Raw genomic sequence first — 13,318 nt, forward strand, 5'->3', positions numbered from 1 at the left:
GAAATCCAGCTTCTCTGAACTTTTGTTAGCTCGGAGCTCCAGTTTTCTAACCGCGCACGAACTTGATAGCTCCCTTCGCCGTGCTTGCCCGAGGCGGTGACATTAAAGTGCAGCAGGTCACCGCGAACCTTATAGAGTCGCGCTACTTTGATTTCTGTATTTGCCCTTTGAACATCTACGGGCCTAGAAGCTGCAATGAGTTGGTTTAATGGTGCACCCTTATCGCTTTTCCATTTCTTATCGAGTGATTTTCTCGCCTTATCAAACCCCTTTAAATCTTCAATTTCAAAGGGTTGACCATTGGAATTGCTTCCAAGTAACACCGAGAAGTGACTAGGGATATCACCTTTCTTTATCGCTTGCTGGAGCATCGAGGGAGAAAGGGTTTGAGTAGCCTGGCCTCTTTCTAATTTTTGAGCTTTTCGTCTTTGATTAAATAGCTTGTCCTGTAGCCTGACATTCTTAAGCATCGTCTTAAATCCTCGTTAATTTCTATCGAAGTTAACGCCACATAAGATCGATTGTCGCTAACAGAAAAATTTAAATGCCCTACCACTTGGTGTTTGGTGATCGAAACCCATTTGTTTCGCGCCAAAATTCCCACCAAGCGCTGCAGGCAAAGGCAAGCGCCCCCCGTTTACATTTATTAAGGTATTGTTTTTATTTAAAATCAACTAAAAACGCATAGGAAAAGGTTGGTCTTTAAAGCGATCACAAGCCGATCACTAACGACCCAAAACACGGCTTAGTGATCGAGTTTATTCAAAAAAACGCCACTTCTTTGTATCCTCTTACCTGATAGATTCGCTAAACCTTTAACTGTCTAAGTGCAGCGCAGTCTTACAGGTTTGCTGTTTTTATCTACAATCTCGTTGCTATCTCACTTAATGGATAGAACCAAACAAAGTAAGGCTCCTCAATTAACCGGTTTAACAGAAATGTGTTGCGGACTTGTAAGTGTGGGCGCGTTTAAATCTTGTCAAGATAACGATCGCAACAAAGGTGCACACTTATGAGTAAAGAGTTAATGATTATGATTGATGAACTTACCCTCAGAGTTAAGGCTTTAGAGAAAAAATCACAAAAAAAACAGCGTAAAAGAAGTAAACCTAAAAAACCAAGCGCTTTAGAAACAGTATTGCAGCAAATGTTAGTTGAAGGAGATTGTCATCGTTACTCAGTTCAGGATGCTGGCGTTGACATAGCTCATTTATCTCAACCAATACATGCGTTAAGAAGGATGGACGGGATAGAGATAGAGTCAAACAAGGATAGGGTCCGGAATAAAACGGTAACTGTTTACAAGTTAAAAAATAACTCTAAAGATGCTGCATTAAAATTATTGAATTACTGGCGGGCTCGCCGTGGTGAGAAGACGTTAAACATTTAAATGACAATCAAAGATTGTCCCTCCTCTTTCATGAAAAAGGCGACAGTGAATATACATGTAGTCAAAGAGGGAACCAGCAGCCATACAGGACAGTTCCGAAATGTGAGTGTACTTTAATTGGGTAAAACCGTCCGTTTCAAGTATGTTTTACCCTGTTCAACTACATCAAGTATATATGACCACATCAAAGTGTATTCTAATTGGGTAACTCCGCTTAAATTTCAGCACTATCGCATGAGTCTGAAGTATAAACCCCAATTAGAGTACACCCTTAAAAGCCGAAAGTTGCACCTCTAAAGGAAAGTAATTATTACCTTGGTGATAACGAAATAATATTCGCTATGATTTCTGAATAGAGGCGCAGCTCAATTTTGCTATTGATTCAATCTGACGGACAGCAGAGGAAACCGCTGCATCATAAGAGTCCGCCAGTCTATCAAACCTGACATGCAAACTTTTTCCGTGTGATTCTGGGTGTGAGTCTGTACATCCAGCCTCATATAAGGCATCAGAGATAAATAAGAGGTCGTCATGAGATTTGATTTCTACACCACCAACCACGATTTTAAATTTGTAGCTTTTCATATTAACTTTACCTTAAATGATCTTTAATACCTTAGTTCTATTGAATGCCATTTCTTTCAAGCGCTCTCAATTTCCTCCCAGCTTTATGGGTAACGCCGTTATCTATAAAGCTGGTACTCAAACATTGAGAATGGATAACCTGGTTCAACTTAGTTAGCCTGATATTTGCTGATAAAGGGAGCTCATTCCTATTTTTATCAGATCATGGATGGATTGCTTAGACATATCCTTGGCTGCATCCAAAATACCATCAGCTAGAGTTCTTTTCGATTCAGGGTTTAAAGGATCGGGTAAGCTTTTCATTGCTTCTATGGCTTTTTGTGTTAGCTGGCAACTTCTCCACGTGAACGCATCTCCACCAGAACGATCACCAAAAATATACCCCTCCATCTCTAGCCAGTTAAGCAGGCTCTTACAAACATCCCACTCATTCGGGATATCAGGAGCGTTTGGATAGAATAAACTTTCCATATCAAACTCTATCCCTGTTATATCTTGAGCTGTTACTGGTGTATTTGTAGGCCAGCACTCATATAGTCTTGCAAATAGAGTGATGATGTATATTTCAGCCAATTCAGGATTAGATAAATCGTTTTTTTTATTCATTAAATCGCTCTTAATGCTTTAGTTCCATTAAGTTGTATATTACCACTTTTAGCATTCTCTATATGCTCACTCCACCAGCTCATTACCACTCTCCTTTGCTCCAAATATTGAGACCGGTTATAGGCTTTTCTAACCGCATTTTTATCTTGGTGTGACAATGACGCTTCTATTAAATCAGCATCAAAACCCTGTTCATTTAAAGTCGTTGATGCCAAAGAACGGAATCCATGTGCCGTTGTTTTACCAGAAAAGCCAAGCTCACCTAAGGCTCGATTAACAGATATTGCACCGATCGGCTTTTTAGGGTCTCGAATAGAAGGGAAGATATGCTTCCTATGAGAGCTAATCTGATACATTTTTTCAAGAACATCTAGAGTTTGCTTCGTTAATGGGACCTGGTGTTCTCTGTTCATTTTCATACGCTCAGGAGGAATAGTCCAAAGCTTGCTTTCGAAATTAATTTCACACCACATAGCTCCTGCAGCCTCACTAGGCCTAACCATTGTGTGCAACTGCCAAAGAATCAAGCTTTCCATCGATGTAGGAAGCTCTGCAGCGCCAATTGTCATCACCAACTCAGACAAACCCTGTGGACTTAAAGCATTAAAATGCACCGTTTGGGATTTCTTAAAAACCTCCCTAATACCGGTTAATGGATTTGCTTGTATCAGTCCATAATTCACGGCATAGGTCATAATTTCATTTAATTGCTGGGAGGTTCTTTTGACAGCCTCAAGCTTACCTTGTGCCTCTGCCGGCTTTAAAGCAGAAATGGCCATGGGCGCAGTAATTTTGGATACAGGTATACTACCCAAACTTGGCAACACGTAATTCTCCAAACTACGCCATATTTTCGTCTCTGTTTCCTTTTTGATAGCGTTGCTTTTGGCATCAAGCCAAAGCTTAGCGACAGCTTTTAGTGTGTTTTTCTGATCGCTAAGTAACTTCGCTCTCTGTTCTGCTTTCTTGAGCTTTGGATCGATTCCATCACTCAAATAGTGCCTAACTTCTTGTGCTTTTTTCCTAGCTTCTGCGAGAGAAATTTCAGGGTATCCACCCAACCCAAGAAAAGTAGGCTTTCCCGTTCTAGGCTGAATGTAACGACACTCCCACGATTTAGCCCCCGATTTTCGCACATAAAAATACAGCCCACCTCCATCACCAAGTCGATAGGCTTTGTCCTTTGGTTTAGCGCTTGCCACTTGCTTTGCTGTTAAATTCGGCACGTTACAGCTCCTTTATTCAAGCTCTCACTGGTGAAGAGGAAGACCTTTCAACGAATGCTAGTCGAAAATCAAAGTAAAACACTAATGAAGAGTTTTACTTTAATATTTAACTCATTGTTTTTAAATGCTTACTTTGAAAAGATCGTAAAAAAGCATTTCATTAAGCATACACTTTAGCAGAGGTTAAGTCTGCTCTCACTAAATTACGATCGCTTTAAACAACATTTTTTTGTCGAGGCGTGACTACAACCATCTCAGTAAACTCCCTACAAAACGATCGTAATAAGGAAACTCACGCATGAGTGAAAATGTCATCCAAAAGGTTCTCAGTGTTCGACATGAATACATGACCACAATTTTTGATCTCCTCAAGACAGCAAAAGAAGAGAAAATCTGGACGCTAATCGAGCTGGCACACAGCAGAGGTTATAACTTTGGTCATCAGTTCTTACCGTGCATTTCAAGCGCAGAAGCTTGGCTTGATATGAAAGGGCATCTCGAGACGATGTTCGATTTTGTCTCTCCCGTAGAATGCCACTTCGTTTTAGCCGGCAAAACAACTCTAGGGAAGCCACCTATAGCATCTGAGTTCAGAGACGATTTGCATGGAGGATTTGGCACTCAAACTATCTGGTCGCTGGGTGAATCACAAAAAATGAAACCAACAAAAGATTTGTTTTCTGTCGGAGCGATTAAAGAGGCTTTTGACCCAAACCTTATTCAACCAGATGAGTCAGCTGAACGACTGGCAGATCACAACCGCATCTCGGAACGCCGAAAGCATTGGCGTTTAAGCTGTGCCGGTGTCTTTGAAACTGTTTGGGTGAGTAGTACGCTTTGGGGGTGGGCTCTTGAGCGTGGGTTTGCCAATGAAACCACAAACTTCAAAGAGGTCGGAATTGATTTCATCAGCGACATTCTGGTGAGGGCTAATAACAGAGGCTTTTTGTACAGTACGTACTACCTATCAAAAATGCGAGGGCAAGATAACGCATCAATTACTGATGAGTTCAGTCAGGCAGTCATGCTTTTTGTCTCGCCAGCAGAGTTGTGCGCCATGCTCAATTTGACGCTGGAATTAAAAGTAGGGAAGTACGCCAAGCCTTACGATCCACGACGCGTAAAACTAGCCTAGCCGCCATTTTTCCAAAATGATCCTGATAGATCATTGAGCTAATTGATTTTTAAGATTAAGATTGTTCCGCAGAAAAAACAAAACCCAGATTCGTACTATCAACTTGGCGGAAGGTATACGAAATCTGGGTCTAGGAATAAATCCTGAAGAGAGTATAACCAAATGCTTAAAAAACCACAAACCCAAAACCGCCATAAGTGCGGGTTGGTGTGAACGTAAATCTAGAACTAAACCCTCGTTACATTCAAGCCGGATTCAAAACACAGGCAAAAAACATCAGCCAAACTCGCAGTAAAGGCGAGTGTAAGCTTGCGTGCCTTTTGGAAGTCATAGCTGCGCACATCATGAAGCACGGCAATGATTGCTTTGCATCTACAACGCGCCTATTAAATATGTATAACAACGCAGCCCCTCGTTACGGTGTAAAGCCTATAAAAGAGCGAGCAATGTTTAACCTGCTCAACGTCATTGAGATAAAAGGCTTTATTTCTCGTACACACACCAGAAATGATGCTGCTTGGCAAACCAAACGACACATACAAATCAACCTATCCACCGTTAAAGATGCATTCTCAGGCGCTATAAACTGGGCGACCAAAGCAGCTAATGCCTATGTTAACCGCCAAAAAGTGCAGTTGAGTCGGTCAGATGTGGAAAACACTCCTAAGCCTAGTAATACCAATGCTTCAGAAGAAATTAACACTAACAAAAAGTGCAGTGTAAGATCAAAAGATCTCTCTAAAGAGAGTAATAAATATAATGGATTCCCATCTGATTCTTTCTTTATGAAATTTTTTGGTACTCTCGCTAATGATGCTAAATCTCTGCAACTAGCCGCGAGAAAAGGGCACATTACTGCCAGTGGTGCTCGCAAACTTATCGGTATTCACACTAAAGCAGGGGTTGAAATAGCGAAGTCGTTCAAACGCTATCTAAACTATGTAATTGCAAGAGAGCACAACAAGGCTAAAGATATTCAAGATTTAGAGATAAATGCCTTTGGAGGAACTCCAGAACAAGCAAAAGAGGCTGCTAATGCAATGTTTATGGAGATTAATGAATCCCATGTAGCAATGGGGCATGCTGAATACTATCGCGATAACCATAATCGTATTCAATTGCGTTGGCTAGAACCTGTTACAGGCTCACTTTAGGTTACGTTAATAACCATTAACGTAACTATTAAGCTCCATCGAGCCTGTATGATAACCATCCATAATTGTTATTATCGATGGTTGTAGGGGTATTTACGCACATTTCCCCGAAAAGTTCATTCTCCGTATAAGTGGTCACGCTAAAATTGGGGGAATATTGCACATCAAGAGTTTAACTAACTATTTTTAAAGAGAAAAATCAGGGCTATCAGTGCAGAGCTTTCTTTGGTTGGTAGCTCTTTCTTTAACTGCGTCTAGGTTGATTTCGGATGGAAAGTACCTTAATACTCTTTGATAACAGTGCTTTCTTTGCTCATTCGTAGCTGTTGGCCAACTGCCGTATCGATAGCCATCAATGATCTTATATGCTGCTGTTTTTCCTTTTCCTGTTTTGATCAGAACCCCAACATCCTCCCATGCCCCCAGAAGAGCCGCCGCCTGAGATTGATGGATCGGGGAGCCTATTCCTTTTAAGAGCCTAGATTTGGGCAGGGGCGTATATAATGCCCAGCAAAGGAGTGTATTAAAAAGTAGCCTATGAGCCAGCGTATGTGGAAGCATTACTTGATTGGGAGCCCTTTCTTTATCTGCCGGAATAATCGGGTATGAGAGTTCACCTGACCAGTCCGACGAGGTACTCCACCAAAGTGAGCTGCACGGCAGGGGCTCCCTAGAGCCATACTTAACCATTTTATCTTTCGGACGTATGCTGAACCAATTTCTCGTAATCAATGGAGTGGCATTCGCCAAGGTTCTCGTAGCACCACTGCCGATTCTTGCTGGTATTTGCTTTTTTGCCAAGCCACCAAGAAACATCGATTCCTGCACGTCGATAGTCATTCGTTCTTTCCTCTAACTCTTCAGGCGTGATTGCACTTAACTGGACTTCGTGGGCCACAACCCAGCCATTGGGGAAAATGAAAGCCACGTCAATGATCCTTTTGATTGAGTCAACAGGACACTCAATCTCTACTTTTGCACTTTGGTACTCTTTCAGATCTTTGGCTAAGTCTGTAGCCAGTAGCTCTTTAAAGTACAGGTGTTCAGGGCTCTCTGGGTGATGCTTATATTCACTCTTGCATTCATTGGATAGGTGCATAAAGTGAATTTTCGGGACACTGGACTGCGAGTTTCCCCGAATGACCATTTCTTCTTTACAGTAGCGGCAGATTATCTGCCCTCTCTTGAATGACTCTCTCGGGGAGTCATAATCCAGAATGTTTACCCGCCTGTTGTTTTCATTGTCATGTCCGATGAATGGCATATCCTACTTACTCCGCGATGCATTCTGGGGTTAAGACTTCTGGTGTGGGTAGTGCCGCAGCCAAGCAATCAGATATATCGAGAACACTCCTTGCTCGTGTTGCCGCTACATACAATAAGCGGCCTTCTTCTTCACTGTATTTACGGTGCCCCTGGCCTCTGAAATCGTCCGCTAGCCTGACAATATCCCACTCCCTTCCTTTCGCTTGGTGCGCAGTCGTCACTACGATATCTGCGTGTACTTCTTTGATAGACTGCACCCGGTACAGGAGATCTAGGAGCAAAGGAATAGAGTATTGCTCTACGAGATTTACCATTGTCCTTAGGTGGACACCCTCATCTGTCTTGGAGAAATTGACAACCTCAAGCCAATCCTTGAATAGAATGAAGTCCGGATGCTTTGAACGCTGACCATCGAAGAGTTTCTGTGCCTCTTTCAGGTCACTACTCAAGGCTCGTACATCTGCGTTGACAGCTACTTTCTTCTTCTCGATATAGGTTTGGTATGCTACCTCGGCGATAACTGCAAAATTCGACCGACAAATAATTGCATCAGGTTCAAACTCATCAGAAAGAGCTGACTTTATTCCCGGAAAACCTTTTATATCTGTATTATCCCCGAAATGAACGCTGAGAAGGCTGTTGCAATACTTCGCAATATCTTCACCATACCTGTAGGACTGCGTTAGAGAGCAACGGGTCTCAATATCAATGGACTCTAGTGCATTATGGGCTCCTCTGAATCCATAAATCTGCTGATATTTATCGCCTACCCAAATCTGCTGTAAATGAGACTGCTTGGATAGCAAATCGATGACAACGAGGTTTTGATCCTGAGCTTCATCTATAAGGATATAGTCGTACTTCAGCTGAGGTTCTTTCAGTGCCCAAAGTTTCAGGTAGACAGAAGGGGTGATCGGGAGGTCGCTGGCAGAATTGTTGAGAAGTTCCCACACTGAATTTACAAAGTACAACAGGGTTTCTCTGAATTCATAGACAAGCTCTGCAGATACACCTGCGAAATTAATGCTGTTCAGGTGTTGGTGTGTGATTTCTGTATCGGCAGAGTGGCAGTATGCTTCTATTCCCGAAAGAATCATGCTGCATACACGGATAGGCGGAACACCGAATAAATCTGGGCTGCCTTTTAATATCTTATCGCACAATATCGATGCATTAAGGAATTGCTTCATACGGCCAGCCCTCGCGTACTTCACACCAACATCTCTGTATGCAAGCGAGTGAATTGTTCTACACTCAATGCTCTCAGGAAATGCAGTTGTAGCATCGTCAACAATCTTTCTGTTGAAAGCGAGATAAAGACCTTTCTTATCAGATAGTGGCTTGGATGCCAGTGCGCGGAGCGTGAAAGTTTTCCCTGTTCCGGCAAACGCATTTATTATAAGGCTTTGGCCTAATAATGCTTTATCCAGGATGTCGCACTGTTCCTTAGTGAGTGTCTTTCCATCAAACGAAGGAAGAAATTGTTGAGACATAATGCTCCTTGTAGTGAGATAAGTTCCCAATGACAACAAATCGTAATTTGCTATCATTAGGAGTTATTCTCAACACGAACAACCTTTCATTTGCTCTTGTTGAGAATAATTCTATACACGAAGAAATGTAAAATCCTTCGTATATAGAACAGATACAGGGCAGAATTCGACCTCTTCCCTTTATTTTTATCAAAAAGGCATTTCCCAGAAAAACTAAATATTGACTAAAGGTCACGTGTGATCAAAACTTACATCATAGAGTGCAACAGAGACACTTCGGTGTGACACTCCGCAACCGTCTAACGGTCGAGGCCTTGCCCGGTAATGGCGTTCTGGATACCTGATTTATTCAGGCGAAACCCCCTCATATATAGGGGGTTTTGTTATTTCTGGGGTTTGGGTAATGGCTTGTTTTGAAGAACCGCCCGAGCGATAGCAAAGATGTTTACTTTCTTCACCTTACCCAATTTTTCACCTAAAGGGTATGCGCTTTTTATGTGTAGCCTTAGTTTCTTTTTCTCTCGATACGCCACAAAGTTTACGAAATAATCTACGTCATCACCGTCTAAGTTCTTCACTTCGCAGACAGCAAAGCTCTCATACCCAGCATGGAAAATTAACTTCGCACTATCTAGGTTTTCGACAATCTCAGGTAAATTTTTACTTAGTTCATACCGCTTAAAGCAAAATGGTCGAGCCTCTTTGTGCGTGACGTACTCCAAACGCTTGCGATCTTCTTCGCTTTGTTCTGGATAGGCTTTAGCAAAGCAATGAAACGAATAGGTCACATGAAAACGGTAGGTGATTGCAGCCTTGTTACCTTGAGCAGTGTGTACCAGTTCCACTACATGAGAATCTAAATGTGATAGGTCATAAGTTACATCATCCAGTCTAAACGGTTGCCAGTGTACGGGCTTATCAAGTTGGGGGCGTTTCTTTGTCATTAGTGTCAGTGGCTTTATCTCGATGAACTGCACTGTATCACACGATCACTGTTTCGTTTTTTGCGATGTATCCAAAAAGGCTAGTGAATGCGGTTTTATTTCCAAACTGTAAAGATTGGAAACTAAATCAAACCTTTCGCATTAAATATTCTCACGAATGATCATTTATACAGATTGCGCCCACTTCAAAAAATCTCTTTAATTCATTGGCATTGGTTGGATAAGTTATTACTATTAGTTAATCCGATTAGTAAATACTAAGAGTAAGTACGATGCACATTATATTCTTCAACACAAAAGGCGGTGTGAGTAAGTCCACCTTATGCGAGTACACAGCCCGAGAACTTCAACGTCTAGGGCATAGCGTCCATGTGGACAACACAGACCAACAGCAACACGTTACGTTAATCGACAATGAAGAGGCTGACTTCTTCCTTTACGACACAGCAGGAGCATTTACAGCTGATAACGTGGAACTACTAAAAGCGGCAAGCGGTGAAGATGCAAAGGTCATTATTCCAATGAACACCGGCAAGAACGATTTAAAAGAATTGGGCTTTTTACTGGGTAGGCTAAATGAATATGGCATCAAAGATAAATCACAGTTCGTCTTCACCAAGACCCGAGCTAATAGTAAATCATTGGCAGCTAGACGAGAGACATTAGAGCAGCATGATATGACTTCGGTTAAATGGATAATGCCTCAACTTGAAGACTTCTCAGAACAGCGAGATACAGCCAGGACAAGAAACGAAATTTCAGAATTTATCCATGAGGTGATCGCATGAGTCTATTGAAGAAGAAAGCAGCCAAACTAGAAGAACTATCACAGCCAGTTGAGCAGCGTGGTGAGTTGACCACAGAGGCAGCCGTCATTGAAAAGCAGCGTGTAGAAACCCGAGCTTATCAAAAAGAACACCGCAAAAAGAATCTTGATGCTTACAACGATGAAAAGTCAAAAGTCGATGCTATGTCACCTGATGAATTGACAGAATATCTATCTGACAATGAGCAAGCCCTAGCGATTCGAGTTGGCATCCATACGATGAAAGTTAATGCTTACGAACAAGCGATTATCAAGAAAGCACTTGAGCTTACTGGCGCAAAATCTAGTCGTGAGCAGTACATTAAGATGTGCAAAGGCCTAATAGCTAGCAAATAACGGTATTACTATTTGTAAATCAGATTAGTATATACTATTATAATTGGCACATAAGAAAGCCGGTGACTCTTCTACCTTCCACCGGCTCATATCAACCACTAGGAGTACACCCTAATGATTAACAGCATTACCTTATCAGACATACCACGCATTGCGCCATACCTGACTAACCGACAGTTGCGAAACCTTATCGCTAAACTTGGGTAGGTCTAAGTCATGAAAAGCTTAAGCGTTGATGCAATCCCACAAGAGTTAGAAAAAAGCTTCATGCATGAAGCCTCACTTCTAGGTTCGTTCTGGCATGACATGTTCCAGCTCTGCCTTACTTTTGGTTTACGGAACAGCGAAGCCCGAGAATTACAGGCTAGTCATATCGATTTAAAATCTAATATGATAATTCTCACCGACTCAAAGCAACTGCGAGCACACGTAACCAAAGCCACAAATAAAATGATTGATGTGAACTGGCTAACTGAGGGCCGAAAGTTTCTACGAGCTGCGATCAATAACGACTTAGCACCACTTTTAGTCAGAATGTGTACAGACCTGAATCAGCTTGAAGCTCTGGCAGATGAATACGACCTATTAGTTGAGTACAAGAAAGCTCGCCAACAACACAGAGAGTCAAATTTAAAGAATTATCAATCCTTAGCCCTAAAGAATGCGCCAAAAGCCCGTAGAATTGATTTTAGCCGCTATCCTGCAATCAAAAAGATGCTTCAAGCTCGTTGTGATAAATATGAAAACCTAGGAGGCTTCTTATTTCCTGCTTGTGAGCTCAAATCCAATCGAGCCAGCAGCTTTTCACCAGTAACGCGTCAATCTGTTTACAGGGTAATCATGGTCATCAGGAACAAACTGGAAACCAAAGCTAATAAGTTTAAAGAACTACTGGAAGGTATTCGTTTAGGGCTGCACTCAGCTCGAAAGTCTGCAGTTCAGCGAATAGCTAATGCGCTGGATATCATGAGCGCTTCTCTTTTCATTGGTCACGGTAACGGAAGCGGGGATATAGCGACAACTCAACGCTACCTTGACCGCTCAGAAAGAAGGCTTACCGAAATAAGTCAAAAACTCGCGGATATACAAACACCAACATTATCGTGAACTGGCGTTACATGGTCACGCTATGCCTAAATTATTGATCATCACAGTTTTAGTTTTTGGTACGGATTATGAAGAATTTTGATAAAGACACGATATACGCAGTGAAATCAATTTTGCTTGGAGCAAGAATCCACGACGCATCAGTCCTCTGCGATAAAACAGATCAAGCTATGCGAAGTGCCTTATTTAAGTTTTGCCAAACAGCAAACCCATTAGCTTTTGAAGAAATATCTATCAATGCAGCTCACCAAGGTTACACAACAATACCAGCAGAAATGTTAAGGGAAAAATCATCATTATTCCTTGGTGATCTCGATAGTGAATTTATCTCTGACTTCATGGAAATACAGTTAGAAGATATGTGCGATGTAGAAACCTACGTTAAAAGGTGCTTATCTCAAGCTCAAAAGAGATTGTCCATTTGGAGAGCGCGTAATGACTCTTGGGACGGACTAAAGAAAATGGCAATTCAGCCTTAATTAAAGCCCCCATTAATGGGGGCTTTTTATCGAGTAAGCAATCTAAGTTACGGTTTGAAGAAACTGTTACTTAATAAAACTAGAGCCCTTTTGCCAAGTTCTGCACATCCTTTATCTTAAATTTCTTCACAAACGCAAAAACTTTGATAGCGTCAGTCTTGCTCTTTCCGTACATTTTTGCGCGGTCTAGCTCTAACCGTAATTGAGCTTTCAGCTCATCCTTCTCGGCACGAGCAGCTTCTCTACTTACAGATTTAAGCTTAGCTCTTAACGCAGCGGCTTCCTTTTCGAGTTTCTTAAGATAACTAGCATCTTTCAACTGTCGCTTAAATGTCTTCATTGCTTGCTCCTGCTTCTTAATAAATTTTTCTGCCTCGGATTGATCTATCTTTCTCGGTTTTGCTCTTTCTAGCCTCTCCCTATCATCCTTCGAAAGAAATTTGTCTTTATCAGATGAGAACCCAGTACTTTCTGCTTGTGTTTGTAAGTGTTTAGCAAGCTGAGCTTGTACGGTTGGGGATTTTAGTGCGGCCAGTGCTTTCAATTGATGCTTACAGCAGCATCCAGTTAGTTTAGGGTTTCGGATCTTCGGAAAGTCTTTTTCATGAGGACGTAAAGCAAACCCTCCAGCTGTTGCAACATACCTATACCAGTATTGATAACGTCCACACTGACAATCGATGGATACATTCCCCAAGCAAATACGCTTAACTGCTGAAATCCAGCTTCTCTGAACTTTTGTTAGCTCGGAGCTCCAGTTTTCTAACCGCG

The 13,318-nt window shown here is 41.8% G+C and carries 13 protein-coding genes and 2 pseudogenes; 7 read left to right on the forward strand and 8 right to left on the reverse strand.

The genetic code is table 11. From position 1 onward, the window contains the following. Positions 1–470, reverse strand: a pseudogene (locus AB6E85_RS25240) (hypothetical protein); the annotation flags it as partial. A 542-nt stretch (positions 471–1,012) separates the two neighbouring features. On the opposite strand from AB6E85_RS25240, the gene AB6E85_RS25245 reads away from it, so the two are divergent. Continuing rightward, positions 1,013–1,390, forward strand: a complete 378-nt coding sequence (locus AB6E85_RS25245) for a hypothetical protein (protein WP_372144693.1) — start codon at positions 1,013–1,015, stop codon at positions 1,388–1,390. Between the two features lie 339 nt (positions 1,391–1,729). On the opposite strand, the gene AB6E85_RS25250 is transcribed toward AB6E85_RS25245, so the two are convergent. From AB6E85_RS25250 to AB6E85_RS25260, 3 genes are all read right to left on the reverse strand, one after another. Further along, positions 1,730–1,975 (reverse strand): hypothetical protein, encoded by a 246-nt coding sequence (locus AB6E85_RS25250; RefSeq protein WP_372144694.1) that lies wholly within the window; start codon positions 1,973–1,975, stop codon positions 1,730–1,732. Positions 1,976–2,128: 153 nt separating this feature from the next. Further along, on the reverse strand, positions 2,129–2,581 hold the full coding sequence (locus AB6E85_RS25255) for a hypothetical protein (RefSeq protein ID WP_372144695.1): 453 nt from the start codon (positions 2,579–2,581) through the stop codon (positions 2,129–2,131). Then, positions 2,581–3,807, reverse strand: a complete 1,227-nt coding sequence (locus tag AB6E85_RS25260) for a tyrosine-type recombinase/integrase (RefSeq protein WP_372144696.1) — start codon at positions 3,805–3,807, stop codon at positions 2,581–2,583. Before AB6E85_RS25260 ends, AB6E85_RS25255 begins: the two co-directional genes overlap by 1 nt. A 298-nt stretch (positions 3,808–4,105) precedes the next feature. Here AB6E85_RS25260 and AB6E85_RS25265 point away from each other — a divergent pair, with 298 nt between their 5' ends. Both AB6E85_RS25265 and AB6E85_RS25270 read left to right on the forward strand, forming a co-directional pair. Then, positions 4,106–4,942 (forward strand): hypothetical protein, encoded by an 837-nt coding sequence (locus AB6E85_RS25265; RefSeq protein WP_372144697.1) that lies wholly within the window; start codon positions 4,106–4,108, stop codon positions 4,940–4,942. A gap of 209 nt (positions 4,943–5,151) precedes the next feature. Beyond that, the gene (locus AB6E85_RS25270; RefSeq protein ID WP_372144698.1) at positions 5,152–6,096 is read left to right on the forward strand and encodes a hypothetical protein; all 945 of its coding nucleotides are present in this window, start codon (positions 5,152–5,154) and stop codon (positions 6,094–6,096) included. A gap of 691 nt (positions 6,097–6,787) precedes the next feature. Here the strand turns inward: AB6E85_RS25270 and AB6E85_RS25275 are convergent. The 3 genes from AB6E85_RS25275 to AB6E85_RS25285 all read right to left on the reverse strand — a co-directional run bounded on the left by AB6E85_RS25275 (position 6,788) and on the right by AB6E85_RS25285 (position 9,799). Beyond that, complete coding sequence (locus tag AB6E85_RS25275) at positions 6,788–7,360, reverse strand: competence protein CoiA (protein WP_372144700.1); 573 nt, start codon at positions 7,358–7,360, stop codon at positions 6,788–6,790. 7 nt (positions 7,361–7,367) lie between these two features. Further along, on the reverse strand, positions 7,368–8,855 hold the full coding sequence (locus AB6E85_RS25280; RefSeq protein ID WP_372144701.1) for a UvrD-helicase domain-containing protein: 1,488 nt from the start codon (positions 8,853–8,855) through the stop codon (positions 7,368–7,370). A 383-nt stretch (positions 8,856–9,238) separates the two neighbouring features. Continuing rightward, positions 9,239–9,799 carry a hypothetical protein gene (locus AB6E85_RS25285; RefSeq protein WP_372144703.1) on the reverse strand — a complete coding sequence of 187 codons (561 nt, stop codon included), beginning with the start codon at positions 9,797–9,799 and terminating at the stop codon, positions 9,239–9,241. 272 nt (positions 9,800–10,071) lie between these two features. On the opposite strand from AB6E85_RS25285, the gene AB6E85_RS25290 reads away from it, so the two are divergent. The 4 genes from AB6E85_RS25290 (at position 10,072) to AB6E85_RS25305 (ending at position 12,547) form a co-directional block, all read left to right on the forward strand. Further along, complete coding sequence (locus tag AB6E85_RS25290) at positions 10,072–10,587, forward strand: ParA family protein (protein ID WP_372144704.1); 516 nt, start codon at positions 10,072–10,074, stop codon at positions 10,585–10,587. Then, positions 10,584–10,961 carry a hypothetical protein gene (locus AB6E85_RS25295; RefSeq protein ID WP_372144706.1) on the forward strand — a complete coding sequence of 126 codons (378 nt, stop codon included), beginning with the start codon at positions 10,584–10,586 and terminating at the stop codon, positions 10,959–10,961. Before AB6E85_RS25290 ends, AB6E85_RS25295 begins: the two co-directional genes overlap by 4 nt. A 216-nt stretch (positions 10,962–11,177) precedes the next feature. Then, positions 11,178–12,068 carry a hypothetical protein gene (locus AB6E85_RS25300; RefSeq protein WP_372144708.1) on the forward strand — a complete coding sequence of 297 codons (891 nt, stop codon included), beginning with the start codon at positions 11,178–11,180 and terminating at the stop codon, positions 12,066–12,068. Positions 12,069–12,136: 68 nt separating this feature from the next. Next, entirely contained in the window at positions 12,137–12,547 is a 411-nt protein-coding gene (locus AB6E85_RS25305) for a hypothetical protein (protein ID WP_372144710.1), read from the forward strand. Positions 12,548–12,626: 79 nt separating this feature from the next. Here AB6E85_RS25305 and AB6E85_RS25310 read toward each other — a convergent pair. Beyond that, positions 12,627–13,318: pseudogene (locus tag AB6E85_RS25310) on the reverse strand (hypothetical protein); the annotation flags it as partial.

The sequence above is a fragment of the Vibrio sp. 10N.247.311.51 genome, assembly GCF_041467855.1.
GTDB lineage: Bacteria > Pseudomonadota > Gammaproteobacteria > Enterobacterales > Vibrionaceae > Vibrio > Vibrio coralliirubri.

Coding starts and splice junctions, on each gene's coding strand:
- AB6E85_RS25280 (WP_372144701.1), bottom strand. CDS start 8,855: ATGTCTCAACAATTTCTTCCTTCGTTTGATGGAAAGACACTCACTAAG.
- AB6E85_RS25305 (WP_372144710.1), top strand. CDS start 12,137: ATGAAGAATTTTGATAAAGACACGATATACGCAGTGAAATCAATTTTG.
- AB6E85_RS25290 (WP_372144704.1), top strand. CDS start 10,072: ATGCACATTATATTCTTCAACACAAAAGGCGGTGTGAGTAAGTCCACC.
- AB6E85_RS25255 (WP_372144695.1), bottom strand. CDS start 2,581: ATGAATAAAAAAAACGATTTATCTAATCCTGAATTGGCTGAAATATAC.
- AB6E85_RS25265 (WP_372144697.1), top strand. CDS start 4,106: ATGAGTGAAAATGTCATCCAAAAGGTTCTCAGTGTTCGACATGAATAC.
- AB6E85_RS25285 (WP_372144703.1), bottom strand. CDS start 9,799: ATGACAAAGAAACGCCCCCAACTTGATAAGCCCGTACACTGGCAACCG.
- AB6E85_RS25250 (WP_372144694.1), bottom strand. CDS start 1,975: ATGAAAAGCTACAAATTTAAAATCGTGGTTGGTGGTGTAGAAATCAAA.
- AB6E85_RS25275 (WP_372144700.1), bottom strand. CDS start 7,360: ATGCCATTCATCGGACATGACAATGAAAACAACAGGCGGGTAAACATT.
- AB6E85_RS25245 (WP_372144693.1), top strand. CDS start 1,013: ATGAGTAAAGAGTTAATGATTATGATTGATGAACTTACCCTCAGAGTT.
- AB6E85_RS25300 (WP_372144708.1), top strand. CDS start 11,178: ATGAAAAGCTTAAGCGTTGATGCAATCCCACAAGAGTTAGAAAAAAGC.
- AB6E85_RS25295 (WP_372144706.1), top strand. CDS start 10,584: ATGAGTCTATTGAAGAAGAAAGCAGCCAAACTAGAAGAACTATCACAG.